General features: G+C 45.2%; 13 protein-coding genes and 1 riboswitch. Of the genes, 5 read left to right on the plus strand and 8 right to left on the minus strand.

Annotated elements, in window-relative coordinates:
• Positions 1–34 precede the first annotated feature (34 nt).
• The 3 genes from ACHFJ9_RS13205 to torD form a co-directional block, all read right to left on the minus strand.
• Positions 35–625 carry a TfoX/Sxy family DNA transformation protein gene (locus tag ACHFJ9_RS13205; RefSeq protein WP_005390721.1) on the minus strand — a complete coding sequence of 197 codons (591 nt, stop codon included), beginning with the start codon at positions 623–625 and terminating at the stop codon, positions 35–37.
• Positions 626–741: 116 nt separating this feature from the next.
• A riboswitch (cyclic di-GMP riboswitch) is annotated at positions 742–831 on the minus strand.
• Between the two features lie 285 nt (positions 832–1,116).
• Positions 1,117–2,121, minus strand: coding sequence for an HTH-type transcriptional repressor PurR (gene purR, locus ACHFJ9_RS13210; protein WP_395357071.1), 1,005 nt, complete (start codon positions 2,119–2,121; stop codon positions 1,117–1,119).
• A 466-nt stretch (positions 2,122–2,587) separates the two neighbouring features.
• The gene (torD, locus tag ACHFJ9_RS13215; protein ID WP_395357073.1) at positions 2,588–3,235 is read right to left on the minus strand and encodes a molecular chaperone TorD; all 648 of its coding nucleotides are present in this window, start codon (positions 3,233–3,235) and stop codon (positions 2,588–2,590) included.
• A 266-nt stretch (positions 3,236–3,501) separates the two neighbouring features.
• Between torD and torR the strand changes: the two genes are divergently transcribed.
• Entirely contained in the window at positions 3,502–4,212 is a 711-nt protein-coding gene (gene torR / locus ACHFJ9_RS13220; RefSeq protein ID WP_005390726.1) for a two-component system response regulator TorR, read from the plus strand.
• Positions 4,213–4,283: 71 nt separating this feature from the next.
• Here the strand turns inward: torR and elyC are convergent, their stop codons facing one another.
• On the minus strand, positions 4,284–5,069 hold the full coding sequence (gene elyC, locus ACHFJ9_RS13225; protein WP_006742121.1) for an envelope biogenesis factor ElyC: 786 nt from the start codon (positions 5,067–5,069) through the stop codon (positions 4,284–4,286).
• A 114-nt stretch (positions 5,070–5,183) separates the two neighbouring features.
• On the opposite strand from elyC, the gene cmoM reads away from it, so the two are divergent.
• Genes cmoM through mukB form a run of 4 tightly spaced genes read left to right on the plus strand, consistent with a single transcriptional unit; the run spans position 5,184 to position 12,487 of the window.
• Positions 5,184–5,975, plus strand: coding sequence for a tRNA uridine 5-oxyacetic acid(34) methyltransferase CmoM (gene cmoM, locus ACHFJ9_RS13230; protein WP_012841987.1), 792 nt, complete (start codon positions 5,184–5,186; stop codon positions 5,973–5,975).
• A gap of 2 nt (positions 5,976–5,977) precedes the next feature.
• Positions 5,978–7,315: a chromosome partition protein MukF gene (gene mukF, locus ACHFJ9_RS13235; RefSeq protein WP_048626187.1), complete on the plus strand. Its 1,338-nt coding sequence runs from the start codon at positions 5,978–5,980 to the stop codon at positions 7,313–7,315.
• Positions 7,296–8,021 (plus strand): chromosome partition protein MukE, encoded by a 726-nt coding sequence (gene mukE / locus ACHFJ9_RS13240; protein ID WP_005378379.1) that lies wholly within the window; start codon positions 7,296–7,298, stop codon positions 8,019–8,021. Before mukF ends, mukE begins: the two co-directional genes overlap by 20 nt.
• A gap of 2 nt (positions 8,022–8,023) precedes the next feature.
• The gene (gene mukB, locus ACHFJ9_RS13245) at positions 8,024–12,487 is read left to right on the plus strand and encodes a chromosome partition protein MukB (protein ID WP_395357441.1); all 4,464 of its coding nucleotides are present in this window, start codon (positions 8,024–8,026) and stop codon (positions 12,485–12,487) included.
• Positions 12,488–12,629: 142 nt separating this feature from the next.
• Here the strand turns inward: mukB and ACHFJ9_RS13250 are convergent, their stop codons facing one another.
• The 4 genes from ACHFJ9_RS13250 to ACHFJ9_RS13265 form a co-directional block, all read right to left on the minus strand.
• Positions 12,630–12,782: a hypothetical protein gene (locus ACHFJ9_RS13250; RefSeq protein ID WP_005390736.1), complete on the minus strand. Its 153-nt coding sequence runs from the start codon at positions 12,780–12,782 to the stop codon at positions 12,630–12,632.
• A 219-nt stretch (positions 12,783–13,001) separates the two neighbouring features.
• Positions 13,002–13,970, minus strand: coding sequence for an alpha-L-glutamate ligase-like protein (locus ACHFJ9_RS13255; protein ID WP_395357077.1), 969 nt, complete (start codon positions 13,968–13,970; stop codon positions 13,002–13,004).
• Positions 13,971–13,973: 3 nt separating this feature from the next.
• Positions 13,974–15,479: an inactive transglutaminase family protein gene (locus tag ACHFJ9_RS13260; protein ID WP_005390741.1), complete on the minus strand. Its 1,506-nt coding sequence runs from the start codon at positions 15,477–15,479 to the stop codon at positions 13,974–13,976.
• Between the two features lie 11 nt (positions 15,480–15,490).
• Positions 15,491–16,237: an ATP-dependent zinc protease gene (locus ACHFJ9_RS13265; RefSeq protein ID WP_012841986.1), complete on the minus strand. Its 747-nt coding sequence runs from the start codon at positions 16,235–16,237 to the stop codon at positions 15,491–15,493.
• Positions 16,238–16,371: the final 134 nt, after the last annotated feature.

The raw sequence follows: 16,371 nt of genomic DNA on the forward strand, positions 1-16,371 counted from the left end.
TGCGGTTTTACAAGATAGTTTTTAAGGCCGACTTTTATTGGAGGCCGTTCATCAACTCATCTCGGCGAGCTTGAGGCACAACGCTCCAATGAGTACCGTTAATAGCCCCTTCTAGTGCCCATAACAGCTCAATGTTGACGGTTGCAGAGTGCGTATCTCTTATCGCTTTATAAGCGTTAAGTGCACCTTCCTCTTCCAGTTTTTCTACTGACTCAATGCCTGCTTTTTTTAGCATGCGTTCAGTCGCCAGTCGTAAGTTAGGCAAATCTTTTAAGCGATTAGGCTTTGTAGTTGCTTGCTGTTCTTTTTCAAGCTTTGCCTTTTTCAACGATTGGTTAGCTACTTCGATTAAGCGTTCGCTAGACTCCCATAAATCGTTGGAAATTGCGTAGTACTTTGTAACGACTGGGAAGCCACGTTTTTTATAAACGTAAGGCTTTAGCCCTTGTTTCTCGAAGTCAGATGAAGTTTGTTGGTCTGCTCTTATATGAAGCTGATTATTTACAACTAGTGCAAACATTGTTTCATCAGCGAATAGTCCGAAGCCACCAAACATTGAGCGCGACTTGATATTACCAAGTGCCTCAAATAGCTTCATAGAGTCTTTGAGTATCGGTTTATCCATGTTTTGTTATCTCGGTGTAATTAATATTACGCCACCAAAAGTCAGGTCCGAGAGAGTAGCAAACATGTGCAAAAGCAATGTCATTACAGGGTAAAGTCATCGCTTGCACACTTGCCATCGGTAACCCCGCTACCTTCCATATAGTACTATGGTTCAGGCCGGAGGCTTTGCGTCCCACCCTTTCGAATGGTTTGCCCTGTGCGTGACAGAATGAGCATACTTCGTATATTGAATTAACATCACGTTTTACCCGTAAAAGTGTGATTCCGGTTCAATAAAAAGTGTCGACAAGCGCATGTTTGTGCATATTTGAGAATAAGGCGGGATGATCTCGAGGTTGTGAGGGAGTGTGATTTACCTACATATAAAACAGAGACTTAGAGATTCGAGATTTTTTGTCTAACAAACCTAAGTCAGGGAAAAGTTATTTAGAGATGAAAAATAAGCGCCCTTTTAGAGCGCTTATTTGACATCGTTATATTTGGCGAATTTTAGTTCATTTTCTTCACGGTGTTTCGAATTACAAGCTCAGGTTGCATTTCGAAAATGCGCTTTTCGTGTTCTTTATCTTTGATTCGCTCAAGTAGGATCTCGAACGCATTTTTACCCACACGACGTTTAGGTTGGTGGATAGTGGTTAACGGTGGAGAGAAGTATTCCGCAAGCTCGATGTTGTCGTAGCCGATCACTGAAATATCATCAGGAACTTTGATACCGTTTTGTTGTAAGCGGCTCATTAGGCCCAGAGCCATTGTGTCGTTAAAACAGAATACCGCTGTCGGACGTTTGTCCATTGCTGTAATTTTATCTGCGACTAATACGGCCGTATCACATTCAAAGTTACCTTCAAGGATCCAATCTTCATTTACAGCTAGGTTTGCTTCGCTCATCGCGCGACGGAAACCTGCAATGCGCTCTTGGCAAGCAAGTTTTTCAAAATGACCGCTTAGACAAGCAATATCAGTATGGCCATTGTCGATCAGATGTTTGGCTGCGATGTAGCCACCTTCTTCTGAGTTATCCATGATCTTGTCCGCTTGTGAGCTTTCTGGACCCCAATCCATGACCACTTTAGGAATGTCGGCATGACGGTCAAGCATCTCTTTAAGCTCTTCGGTTAAGTCAGAACACATCACTAGGATGCCATCAACACGTTTTTCAGCCAGCATACGGATGTAATCGCGTTGTTTTTCGTAAATCCCACCCGTATTACACAGAATCAGAGTGTAGCCTTGGCGGTAACAGTAGCTCTCAACCCCGTCAATCACTTCTGAGAAGAATAGGTTGGTTGACTGCGTTACTAACATGCCAATAGTACGAGTTGAGTTGCACTTTAGGCTGCGTGCAACCGCACTTGGCGCGTAATTCAACTCGTCCACGGCTTTCATTACTTTTTCTTGCGTTGCTTCTGCAACGAAACGCGTTTTATTGATAACGTGCGAAACTGTCGTAGTGGAAACGCCGGCTAAGCGAGCAACGTCTTTTATAGTGGCCATAAATGGTGTCCTGTATCGAGCTACTGAAATATGTCGTGTTGGATGTACCTGATGCTCTAATGGTTTTACACCCAGCAATCTAAGGTTGGCGCTAAGTGTTTCGGCAGCGGTTGGTCCAAGTACGACAAAAGGGTACGTAGCAGCATCGGTCGATGAATTTTATCTTTTTTCTATCTGATTAGAAATTGCCATCAACCTGTTAAAAAACACAAAAACCGCTATATTTCAGCGGTTTACATATAAATCATATTTAATCGTTTGCGCTCACATTTTAGCCCTATGTGGACTGACTAGCAATGTTTTCAGCAAGAGATTTGTGTATTTGAAGTCACATTTTGACTGCTAAATAACCAAGCGTCTTTGAGCTAAGTTAAGGCAAACGAATAATATACCCAACTTACTTACATTCAGTTATTTCAGGTATACAGGAAGCCCGATAGGCGGGCTCCTTAAAAATAGGCGGCAATTATTCACCAAGAAGGTAAGCGCTGTCTAGTTTACAAAATGCAACTAATAGTTTCGCGACGCTCGAGTAGAACCCAAATTCGTCGAATTGTTTACATTTGTCTGCAAACTGAGGTAACCAAGACATCAACTGTTGCTGGATAAAGTCGTTTTGTTTAACGAAGGCTTCTTCCATGTGTTTTTCTTGCTCAAGTTCGTTTGAGCGGATGATCATGTTGCCGAGAAAGTCTAGTTCAACGGCTAAGTGGTCCGCTGGCTCTTTTAGATTTTCATCTACTTGAACGCCAAATTCTGCCATCAACTTTTCCATTTCCTCGGCGGGCTTGTCATTCAGCAAACCTGATTCACCGATGTACATCGATGCGTAAGGAAGAGCGCCGTATTTTTCTGTCTTCAAAAACAGTTCACAAAAGTCAGCAGCAAGCTCCAATTGAGCGTCTTCACGATCTTGCAATCGGTTTAGCGCATCAACTAGTCTATCAACGGCTGGTTTCAGCGACTCATTTTCACCTAAACCTGCTAGAAAACTGCGAATTTCAACACTGTGGTAGGCTTCCAGCTCTTTCTCTGTTAGCTCTTTTGCGAACAAGCTCGAAAACCACCAGTAAATTTCAGCGCGTTTTTCATTAAAAGCTTTCACTTCTTGCATCTTGGGCTCCTGAATGATGCTTCAAGTTGTGCATCACAAAGTCAATTAGGGATATCCCCTAAGTGTAATCAATTAAAATGAATAGCAGTAACTATAATTATTATGTTTTATGGTCAAAAATTAACGTTTATTAATAGCGATGGGTAAGCTTGTTTTGAATCAATAAAAACGCTAAATCTTGCTTTTTAATGTATCTATGACTAGAAATGTTACTAGTTATGAATAGAATACGTCTTGGATAATAAGAAGACAGAAAAGTGGTGTAAATGAGCTATCACGTATTAGTCGTAGAAGATGATGTTGTAACTCGTAGTAAGCTTGCGGGATATTTCCAAAATGAGGGTTACCAAGTCAGCGAAGCAGAGAGTGGCGCAGAAATGCGTGAGGTCCTGCAAGCGGGCGATGTAGACCTGATCATGCTGGATATCAACCTGCCGGGTGAAGACGGCCTGATGCTTACTCGTGAATTACGTAGCCAATCGGATATTGGTATCATATTAGTAACAGGACGCACGGATAGCATTGATAAAATCGTAGGCCTAGAAATGGGCGCTGACGATTATGTGACAAAACCTTTTGAACTGAGGGAGTTGTTGGTTCGCGTTAAAAACTTGCTGTGGCGTATTTCAGCAGCGCGTAGCGGTAGCGCGAAAGCGAACGAAACCAGTGAAGAACATATTGTACGTTTTGGAGAGTGGACATTCGACATTCAACGTCGTGCGCTGAGCCGTAACGGCGAACCCGTAAAATTGACCAAAGCAGAATACGAACTTTTGGTGGCGTTATCGTCTTACCCTAACCAGGTGTTAAGTCGCGAGCGTATTTTGAATATGATCAGCCACCGAGTTGATGCTCCCAATGATCGTACTATTGATGTTCTTATTCGACGTATGCGCGCAAAAATGGAGTTTGATCCAAAGAACCCGCAAATTTTTGTGACGGTGCACGGCGAAGGCTATATGTTTGCTGGTGATTAAACTGAACAAACCTAAGTCTTAAAAAGAAAAGGAGAGCTTCGGCTCTCCTTTTTTGTGGTTTCAAGATAGTACTACTTTGCTTCAACCATTGGTGTTTGGCCGACAGTATCACGCAATCTTTGCCAAATGCTGCCCAAGTACTCATGCCAATAAAGCTCCGTTTGTTCTAAGTAACGCGCTTTAGGTGAGTATTTATCCCAAGGTTGACTGATTTCGCTAATAGCTAAGAAGTTGGTCGGGGCTGGGATTGGTTTAATGCCTGCTGCGTTGAACTCATACAATGCACGGCTCATGTGGCTCGCAGAAGTGACTAACACAATCTCCTTTTGTTGAACGAATGCAGCCGCTTGACGCGCCTCTTCCCACGTATCTTTCGCATCTTCTAATAAAATGATATCGGATTTCGCGACTCCCAACGCAAGGGCAACGTTCGCCATCATTCTCGCATGGCTAATTTCAGAACCGCCAGCATAGCCAGACAAAATTAATTTAGCACCTGGATACATTCTTAAAATACGAATGCCTTCAGTTAAGCGCATTAATGCTGCACGGCTTAACTGCGAGGTGGGTGGAATTTCGTCATCGATAACATGACCATTCCCTAAAACCATCACGTAGTCGATGGTGCCAGAAACTGGCAAAAAGGCTTTATGCTCTCGCTCTAATGGCATAAGAAGCTTGGTTGAAACAGGTTGGAAGGCAACAAGAAAAATGCCAACAAAAGAGAATAGAACAACGAAGCAGCCAGTTTTACGTTTTGTGGTAAAACTAATGAGAGCAAGACCCAACAAGCCTATCAGCAGCAATGCCGGAAGTGGCATAAGCAAGGCTGACACTACTTTTTTCAGCTCAAACATACATAAATAGTCCGAAAAAACATCAATTGATAATAAAAATGAGGGTACCCCTCTTTATTCCTGCTTTCCTTGTGCCAGAATAGCGGCACAATCCGTTATGATAACTCAGCAGAAGTGACAGAAGACCGCAATTTCGACGATATCGCCCACAAATTTGCAAAAAATATTTACGGCTCCGACAAAGGGGAGATCCGCCAAATCATTGTGTGGGAAGATTTTCTACAGATTCTAAGTGAATTAGATGCTGACCAGCAACCCCTAGAGGTGTTGGATGCTGGTGGTGGTTTGGCACAAATGTCGCAAAAGCTTGCTAAGCTCGGACATCGAATCGCTTTATGTGATCTATCTTCGGAAATGCTGCAGTTGGCTAAGCAGGATATTGAAAAAAACGGTTTGCTTGAGCAGTATCGCCTGATTCATTCGCCTGTCCAATCCATTGGTGAGCATATGGATGAACAGGTGGATCTTGTTATGTTTCACGCCGTCATGGAGTGGTTGGTCGATCCTAAGGCCGCACTTGAAACGGTACTAGAACAAGTAAAACCGGGAGGCATCGCATCAGTGATGTTCTATAACCACCATGGTTTAGTCTATAAAAACGTGGTTTGTGGCAACATTCCTCATATATTAGACGGCATGCCTCACCGAAAAAGATTTAAACTACAGCCGCAAAAAGGCTTAAAACCTGAAGAAGTCTACCAATGGATAGAAGATTCAGGCTTTAGTATTTGTGGTAAATCTGGTATCCGCTCATTTAGTGATTACATAGGCAATATGCAATACATGGGCGATTACGAGTTTGAAGATGTGTTGGCGCTAGAAAAACAACTTTGTCGACAAGAGCCATACCTCTCATTAGGCCGCTACATTCATGTGTGGGCTAAAAAGAACGATAAACAGGAATAACAATGAGTGAGATGACTCTCAATGCTGCAGAGCAACCAATCGATGAGTTGGTTGGCTGGGTTAAGCAGCACGATTTCTCGTTGAACCTGACCACAGAGCGATTGGCATTCTTAATAGCCATTGCCGTACTGAGTAATGAAAGGTTCGATGAAGAATTGGGTGAAGGTGAATTGCATGATGCGTTTGCCATCGTCACTCGATTATTTGATGAGACTGGCGAAGCATCCGCTTTTCGTGCTAACAACGCCATCAACGAGATGGTAAAGCAGCGCCTTATTAGCCGTTTTGTCAGTGAGATTACTGATGGAGCGAGCATTTACCGCTTGTCGCCTTTAGCGATAGGAATTACCGATTACTACGTGCGTCATCGTGAGTTCTCGAAACTGCGCCTTTCTATTCAACTGTCTATGGTGGCAGATGAAATGGCGAAAGCGATTGAGGCAGCACAAAAAGGTGGCACACCGGGCCACTGGAAGAAAAACGTATACGGAGTTTTAAAATATTCTGTAGGCGAAATCTTCGATCAAATCGATCTTAACCAACGTGTGATGGATGAGCAGCAGCAATCTGTAAAACAACAAATTGCCGATCTGCTAAATAAAGACTGGCGCGAAGCGATCAACAACTGTGAAGCGCTCCTATCAGAAACATCAAGCACGTTGCGTGAACTTCAAGATACGCTGCAAGCCGCCAGTGATGAACTGCAAACTCAGATCCTAGATATTCAAGAAATTGTGTACGGCGATCCTGAGCTAGAGTTCATCGAAGAAGCGTTGTTTGGTCTGCAAATGAAGCTGGATCGAATCACAAGCTGGGGCCAGCAAGCGATCGACCTTTGGATTGGTTACGACCGACATGTGCACAAGTTCATCCGTACTGCAATTGATATGGATAAGAACCGTGCGTTTAGCTCGCGTCTACGTCAATCCGTCAAAGATTACTTCGATGCGCCTTGGTATCTGACTTATGCAGATGCGGAAAGGCTTTCTGACCTTCGTGATGAGGCCCTAGTCCTGCGTGATGACGAGGTAACGGGTCAAGTTCCGATGGAAGTAGAATACGAAGAGTTTCAACAAGTCAATGATGAGTTGTCTGAACGAATTGGTGACATGCTAAAAGCGCATAAAGATCAAGGCACGCCAATCGACTTGAGTGTGGTATTGCGAGATTACCTTGCACAGCATCCTTACACTCATCATTTTGATTTAGCTCGCATTATCGTTGATCAAGCCGTACGTCTGGGGTATTCAGAATCGGATTACCAAGCGATTCAACCGGACTGGAAAGCAATCAACGAATTTGGGGCAAAGGTACAAGCGAATGTCATCGACCGATACTAATGAATACATGTCAGAGAATCTGGCAAAAGCAATCTCTAACCCTCTGTTCCCAGCGCTAGACAGCATGCTACGAGCAGGGCGTCATATCTCAAGTGAAGATCTGGATAACCACGCGTTGTTATCGGACTTCGAACTTGAGCTTTCTTCTTTCTACCAGCGCTACAATACCGAATTGGTGAAAGCGCCAGAAGGTTTCTTCTACCTTCGTCCTCGTTCAACTTCTTTGATTGGCCGCAGTGTGCTTTCTGAGCTGGATATGCTGGTGGGTAAGGTACTGTGTTTCCTTTACCTAAGCCCAGAGCGTCTTGCGCACGAAGGTATCTTCACTAACCAAGAGCTGTACGACGAACTGCTTGCACTAGCAGATGAAAACAAGCTGATGAAGCTGGTGACCAACCGTGCTACCGGTTCTGACCTTGATAAAGAAAAGCTGTTTGAAAAAGTACGCACGTCACTTCGTCGTCTACGCCGCCTAGGCATGATCATCAACATTGGTGAGACCGGTAAATTCAGCATCAGTGAAGCGGTATTCCGCTTTGGTGCCGATGTACGTATTGGCGATGATATGCGTGAAGCGCAGCTACGTCTGATCCGTGATGGTGAAGCGGTAGTGCACACCAAAGAGCCAAGCCAAGGCAGCCTATTGTCTGAAGAAGATCAAGACGACCAAGCCCAAGAAGAAACAACAGAAGAGGGTGAAGCATGAGCATGATTGAACGCGGTAAATACCAATCGCTGACCATGGTCAACTGGAACGGCTTCTTTGCCCGTACGTTTGACATCGATGGTCTGGTCACCACGCTATCAGGTGGTAACGGTGCAGGTAAATCAACCACAATGGCGGCGTTCATCACCGCATTGATTCCTGACCAAACGCTACTGCATTTCCGTAACACGACAGAAGCAGGCAGCAGCCAATCGTCTCGCGATAAAGGTTTGTACGGTAAGCTGCAGCCGGGCGCATGTTATGCGGCGCTAGACGTGGTGAACTCACGTAACCAACGCCTACTGTTTGCAGTAAAACTACAGCAAGTTGCGGGTCGTGATAAGAAAGTAGACATCAAACCGTTTGTTATCCAAGGTCTTCCTAGCCATGTAAAACCAACAGATATTTTGGTTGAAAGCGTATCAGCGACTCAAGCTCGTGTACGTCAAATCAACGAAGTAAAAGAATCGATCGCGGAATTTGAAGGTGTTCAATTCAAAGCCTTCTCTTCTATTGTTGATTACCACGCACAAATGTTTGAATTCGGTGTGATTCCGAAGAAATTGCGTAACTCTGGTGACCGCTCTAAATTCTACCGCTTGATCGAAGCATCGCTTTACGGTGGTATTTCAAGTGCGATTACGCGCTCGCTACGTGACTACCTTCTGCCACAAAACGGCGGCGTGAAGAAAGCGTTCCAAGATATGGAGTCGGCGCTGCGTGAAAACCGCATGACGCTAGAAGCGATCAAAACTACGCAAGCAGACCGTGACTTGTTCAAACACTTGATTACAGAGTCGACCAACTACGTGGCAGCGGACTATATGCGCCATGCCAACGAGCGTCGTAAAAAACTAGAACAGACACTGTCTTTGCGTTCAGAGTTATTTGGTTCTCGCGAGACCTTGATTGAGCAAAACAACCTGCTTAACCGCGTTCAAGAAGAGCTGGAACTGCTGAACGAATCAGAATCTTCTTTAGAGCAAGACTACCAAGCGGCTTCGGATCACTTGCAACTGGTGCAAAACGCGCTGCGTCAGCAAGAGAAGATAGAACGCTACCAAGAAGATCTTGAAGAGCTGAGCGAGCGTCTTGAAGAACAAATGATGGTAGTGGAAGAAGCGCAAGAACGCGTGATGATGGCTGAAGAGCAAGCGACCGTTGCAGAAGAAGAGGTGGACAGCCTTAAGACGCAACTTGCTGATTACCAGCAAGCTCTTGACGTTCAGCAAACTCGCGCACTTCAATACCAACAAGCCGTTCAAGCGTTGGAGAAAGCGAAGCAGCTACTTGGTGATGAGAGCCTAACGGCAGAATCCGCACAAGCGTTAGTGGCGGAGCTGAAAAACAAAGAGACAGAAAATACCAATACGTTGTTGTCTGTGAAACATAAGCTCGATATGTCATCAGCTGCGGCAGAGCAGTTTGATACTGCATTGAAGCTTGTACAGAGCATCGTTGGCCCTGTTGAGCGCAAAGAAGCCTCTGAGCACGCAAAATTGGCAATCGCTAAAGCTCGAGAATCACAGCAAATTGCACAAAACGAACAGCAATGGCGAGCGCAACATCGCGATCTTGAGCGTAGCCTCAATCAGCAACGTCAAGCACGTGAACTGGTTGCTGAATACAAAAAGCAATATCACGTCGAGCTAACCGATGAAGTTACGTTTGAACAAGAGCGTGAACGTCATGCGATGCAAATCGAATCACTAGAGATAGCTCAAGAAGAAGTTCGTGATCAGCGTGGTGAACAGCGCCGTCTAGAGCAAAACGCGGCGGCAGAAATCAGTAAACTTGAAGCGATAGCGCCAGCTTGGATTGCGGCTAATGATGCGCTAGAGAAACTGAGAGAGCAGAGCGGGGCAGACCTTGAGGATCGCCATGCGGTAATGAACCACATGCAGGTTGTTCTTGAGCAAGAAAGGGAGCTGTCCTTAGCTAAAGATAAACTTGCTGAGCGTCGCAGTCAGCTTGACACTGAGATTGAACGTCTTGCTTCTCCTGGTGGTTCAAACGACCCTCGCCTGAAAGGTTTGGCTGATACTTTAGGCGGTGTATTACTGTCTGAGATCTACGATGACATCACGATTGATGATGCGCCTTACTTCAGTGCGATGTACGGTCCGGCTCGTCACGCTATCGTTGTTTCTGACCTGTCAGGTATCGAAGAGAAACTGGTAGAGCTAGACGACTGTCCAGAAGACTTGTACATCATTGAAGGTGACATCGATGCCTTTGATGACAGCTCGTTCGATGCAGAAGAGTTAGAGGGCGCGGTTTGTGTTCGCATGAACGATCGCCAAATGCGTTACTCTCGCTTGCCTGAGATCCCATTGTTTGGTCGTGCGGCACGTGAGCAGCGTTTAGAGTTGCTGCGTAACGAACGAGAAGAAGTGGTAGAGAAGCACGCAAAAGCGGCGTTTGACTCTCAGAAAATGCAGCGTTTGTACCAAGCATTTAACCAATTTGTGTCTAACCACATTCAAGTAGCTTTTGACGCTGATCCAGAACAAGCGCTCGCAACCATTCGTGATAAGCGTAACCAAATCGCTCGCGTGCTGGCGGATCTGGATGCAAAAGAGCAGCAGCAACGCTCTCAGCTTCAAACTAGTAAGCAAGCACTGTCTTCTCTGGACAAGTTATCATCACACATGGTGCTTGTTGAAGATGAATCATTGCAAGCGCGTTTTGATGAGCTAGAAGAGAAAATCGCTCAGCTTGCAGAGGCGAAAAACTTCTTAAACAACCATGCAAAAGCCGTCGCGCAACTAGAAAATATTGCGTCTGCGCTTGATGCTGACCCAGAGCAATTCGATGCACTAGAAGCAGAATACAAAGCAGCAGATGAACAGTTACAAGATCTTAAGAAGCAAATCTTTGCACTCTCGGATCTGGTTGAACGTCGTCACTACTTCGCTTACTCAGACTCGGTTGATCTTCTGAACAAAAGTAGCGAACTGAGTGAGCAGCTAAAAGCGAAGTTGGTTCAAGCTGAACAGACTCGTACTCGTTCTCGTGAAGAGTTGAAGCAAGCACAAGGACAAATGAACCAATACAACCAAGTATTGGCGTCTTTGAAGAGTTCGCATCAAGCTAAGCAAGAAACCGTTCAAGAGTTCAAACAAGAACTTCAAGAGTTTGGTGTTAATGCGGACGAAGGTGCGGAAGAACGTGCAATGCGTCGTCGTGACGAACTGCACGAGCGTCTACACACGTCTCGCAGTCGTAAGAGCGAATACGAGCGTACGATTACCTCTACTGAACTAGAGATGAAAGGCTTGGCAAAACGTCTGAAGAAAGTTCAGAAAGAATACGTTGAGCTGCGTACGTTCGTGGTTGCTGCGAAAGCTGGCTGGTGTTCAGTACTTCGTCTGGCGCGTGAGAACGATGTTGAGCGTCGTCTACACAAGCGCGAACTGGCTTACATGTCGGCGGATGAATTGCGTTCGATGTCGGATAAATCATTGGGTGCGCTGCGTTTAGCGGTTGCGAACAATGACGACTTGCGTGATGCGCTGCGTCTATCAGAAGACAACGCACGTCCAGAGCGTAAAGTTCTGTTCTACATTGCTGTATACCAACATCTTCGTGAGCGTATTCGTCAGGATATCATCCGTACTGATGATCCAGTGGAAGCGATTGAAGAGATGGAAGTAGAGCTAGCGCGTCTAACGGAAGAGCTAACGCAACGTGAAAACCGCCTAGCGATCAGTTCTGAGTCGGTAGCGAGCATCATCAAGAAGACGATTCAGCGTGAGCAAAACCGTATTCGTATGCTGAACCAAGGCTTGTCGAATATCTCGTTCGGTCAGGTGAAGGGCGTACGTCTAAACGTGAAAATTCGCGAAAGTCACGAAGTGCTACTGAACGGTCTAGCGACACAACAAGAGCAGCATAAAGATCTGTTCGAATCGACTCGCTTTACCTTCTCAGAAGCGATGGCGAAACTGTTCCAACGCGTGAACCCACACATCGATATGGGCCAACGTTCACCGCAAGTTCTGGGTGAAGAGCTACTGGATTACCGTAACTACCTAGAGCTAAGTGTAGAAGTGAACCGTGGTACAGACGGTTGGCTACAGGCCGAGTCTGGCGCGCTATCAACAGGTGAAGCGATCGGTACTGGTCAGTCAATCCTACTGATGGTAGTGCAAAGCTGGGAAGAAGAGTCTCGTCGTCTGCGCAGCAAAGACATTGTGCCTTGTCGTTTGCTCTTCTTGGATGAAGCAGCGCGTCTGGATGCTAAATCGATCGCGACATTGTTCGAATTGTGTGACCGTCTGGATATGCAACTTCTTATCGCGGCACCAGAAAACATCAGCCCAGAGAAAGGGACTACCTACAAGTTGGTGCGTAAGGTGTTTAAAGACCATGAGCACGTACACGTAGTTGGTCTACGTGGTTTTGGTCAAACGGATAAGCCTAAGACCGAAGCGCAAGAGATGATCGAAGAGTTTGAATCGTAAACTTCGAATCGAGCAAAACGCCCGCATTTATTGCGGGCGTTTTTGTATTTGTTAGCGGGAGGCTTCAAAGCGTATAAAATAAGCCGAGACTGTAGGACGACAGTCTCGGCTTATTAATAGAACTTAGCGGGGAGGCTAAGTTCTATTCCTCTGAAATGTCGTCTCTGATATCGATCATTTCAGCAAGCTCTTCAAGTGCTTGGACAGAAAGCTCAGACAAGCGTTGTAAATGCTGGTCTAAGCTCTCTTGTTCTTCAAGCTCTGGTTCATCGTTATCTGTTTCTTTTGTTAGCATTTCTCAACCTCTCAAGTTGAGTAAGGGGAGACCTCATCATACTCAAAAGTTAAAGGAGAAAAGAAACGATCTATGTTGATTCTGTTAGCTCGATCATTGATTCAAGTTATAGGTGAGATCGGTTTGTTTAATAAGATGAGTAGGTAGACGGTTTTGGAATCGGAAACAAAAACGCCAGCAATAAGAACAATTACTGGCGAATGGTATTGCTATTGGCGATTAGAACTGTGGTTTTACCCCAAACTGCTCTGCTGCGTAGGCGACACGTTCAATCGGCTTTGGATACTCGGCAGGTGTGCCGAGGCTCTCTATGTGTTTCAAACGAGGAAGTAAGCCTGCACCATTAGCGATTTGGATTGCTAAGCCAGGACGAGCGTTGAGCTCTAAAACCATAGGTCCTTCCTCTTTATCCAGCACCATATCCGTGCCCATGTATCCCAACCCTGTCATCTCCCACGCACTAGACGCAAGCTCAAGCAAGCGCTCCCAGTGCGGGACTTGGAGGGTAGAAAGGTCTTTGCCGGTATCCGGATGGTGGGTGACTGGATGGTCGAATTGCACCGCTCGGATTGCTTTACCTGTGGCGATATCAATGCCCACGCCCACAGCGCCTTGGTGAAGGTTTGCTTTACCGTCCGACGCCGCCGTAGAACAGCGCATCATTGCCATAACAGGGTAGCCTTTAAATACGATGATTCGAACATCAGGCACGCCTTCATAACTGAAGCCATCGAAACAATCATCAAACTTAATCAGATTCTCAACGACTGCGACGTCGTTTTTACCACCAAGAGAGAAAAGGCCAGCAAGCGCATTACTGATATGACGTTCAACTTCGTCCTTACCAATTGTAGAGCCGGAAGGTTTGGTATAGACCCCATCTTTATGCGAGGTAATAACCAAAATACCCTTACCACCACTACCTTGAGCGGGCTTGATAACAAAACCAGGCCAATCTTCCACCATCTTATGGATGGTCTTTACTTCTGCTTGGTTATGAATAACGCCGATCAGGGCAGGGACTGTCGCCCCTGCTGCCTGCGCAATAATTTTAGTCTTGAGCTTGTCATCAACTAATGGGTATTTAGAACGATCATTGTAACGGCCGATATAACTGTGGTTACGTTTGTTCATTCCCATAATGCCTTTATGGCGAAGCTTAGCTGGCGAAGTAAAACTTTCGAACATCGTTTAGTCCTCCGCTAGTGGTTTGAAACGACGTAACTCAGTTAGACGGTAACCTGTGTAAGTACCTAGCAATAGAATACCGGCCAGAACAATCAACTGTAGACCAATGAAATTAAAGGTTAGATGCTGAATGTATGAGTTCGTCATCGCTAAGTAAACCAATACTGCGGTGAGCAGTGAGCCCCCACCTTGCAGAGCGACTTCTTTCGCGCCTTCTTCTTCCCATAGGATAGACATACGTTCAATTGTCCAAGACAAGATGATCATAGGGAAGAACGTAATTGTTAAGCCTTCCGTTAAGCCCATCTTAAATGCGACTACTGTGAACACCGAAATGATCATAATAACGGTAATAATGACCGCTGATATCCGTGCTACAAGTAGTAAGTTCAACCTCGATAAGTAACTTCGAATAATCAAGCCTGTGCCAACGATTAGTAAGAAACCGACAATACCCGTTAATAGCTGGGTTTGAACAAACGCAACAGCAATCAGTACTGGCATGAAAGTACCGGATGTTTTTAGACCGATAATCACACGCAAGAACACCACGATAAGGGCACCGATAGGGATCAGCATGATGGTCTTAAACATCGCTTGTTCTTCAAGAGGCAAGCTATGAATTGAAATATTCAGCAGCCCATCAGCTTCTATCTTGTTGTTCGTCGCTTGCTGTGGAGTCATTTCTTGCTTGATCATTGAGAAATGAACTTGGCTATTTTTACCACCAACAAGATCAAGCAGGGATACGTTCGACTCATCCCAAACTAATAAGTTTGGTTTCACAGCTTTCTGTTCGGAATTTGGTGAGAACAGCACCCAATCTTTACCTGACCAAACTTGAACCATTGGTTGAATGGTTTGGCGTCGACGGCCATCTTCTAGTTCGATAACACCGACGGTTTTGCTCTGTATACCTGCGGTAAGCAAAATATTATGTAGTGCATCAGTACGGCTGAAGTCATTCAGTAGTAGCGATGAGTTTTGACTGTCTGGGTCGTTAAGCGCTTTGATGAGCTCACGAGTAAAGGTCACATTGTCGGCAGAGCGACTCATCGCACGCTCTACAAGGGCATTTGCCGCCGCGGCTTGTGGCGCTGATAGCGTTGGTGGCGTAATGTCTTCAGTTGGTGGTAGAGGCGTAACTTTAGCCTGAGGGTCCACTAAGAACTGCGCTTTGTAGTAAATGGTTTGAGGACCTTTGGCCTGACGAATTGACCACTCGGCACGACGTCCAGAATCAGAATTAATGTAGGAAACGCCATAACCAGAAGAGGAAGCGGATTCACCGATAAGCGTATAACCACTTTGTGTATGAGGTGCTGCGAGTGAAGCTTTGACTTCATTGCCGTTAGCATTGAACTCAATACGTGCCTCTACATCCCATACCTGACGAGTTTCGCCTGGTGTCCAAGGCACGCCGTAGTTTTCATGTCTGAAAACACTCAAAGCAATGCCCGCAATCACCAATAAGATGATTGAAAGGTAAAACGGTATTTTTGACGTCATAATCTACCTTATTATTTTTTATCTTCGTCCGTTTGGATATAGGTACGACTTACATCGACAAGTGCGATGTCGCGCATAAATTCTCTACCCAGTAAAATAGGATGGTTCATATGCGAGCGATCTGCCAACGTAAATTGCGCTTTTTCATGAATTTTTCCAACGCGCACCCAAAGTTCGACTACAGCGCGACGTTCTAGTTCTTCACTGGTAACTTGGCGAATTTTTACGTAACGAATGACAGGCGCTTCAATCCAAGTATTTTTTTCTTCTTCGGATTTACTGGTATCTGCCAGGTGGAATCGAACCCAGTTTTTGCCGTTTCTTTCGAACTCTTCAATATCAACTGCATTTAAAGATGAGGTTGCGGCACCGGTGTCGACACGTGCATCAAAAGTCTGCTTAATGGAGTCAATAGTGACCTTTTCAATTGAGCCAAGGACAATATCATGAGTTGGTGTTGGTTCCACAGGAGCAGGAGATTGGACAATAATCGGCTCTTTTGGCTTTTTCACTTCTGCCATTGCTTCATCACGAAATGTTAGAAGTTCAACCTGTAGTTTATCGACTTGTTCTTCAAGGCTGTCGATATAGTCCGATTGGTTGCTGAGCTGAAGCTCTAAGTTAGTAATGCGATTATTGACATTCGCTTCTGAAGTTTGAATAGCCGCTAACGTTTCTTGGTGGTACTGTTCGCCTTTGGTTAGTGAGCATCCAGATAGTAAGGCGATGGCAACAATCGGGGTCAATCGTAATAACATTGAAAACCTTGGGATTGGATTAAGTTGTTTATTTTTTAGGAGTTTAGCTCATATCGATAAAGCCTCACAAGTAAGAATGTTTCTCTATTACTTATTGTTTGAGGAATAGTGATGAAAAGCTAAAAATCAAGGAC

The sequence above is a fragment of the Vibrio sp. D3 genome (assembly GCF_043995865.1).
In the GTDB taxonomy this organism is placed as follows: Bacteria; Pseudomonadota; Gammaproteobacteria; order Enterobacterales; family Vibrionaceae; genus Vibrio; species Vibrio diabolicus.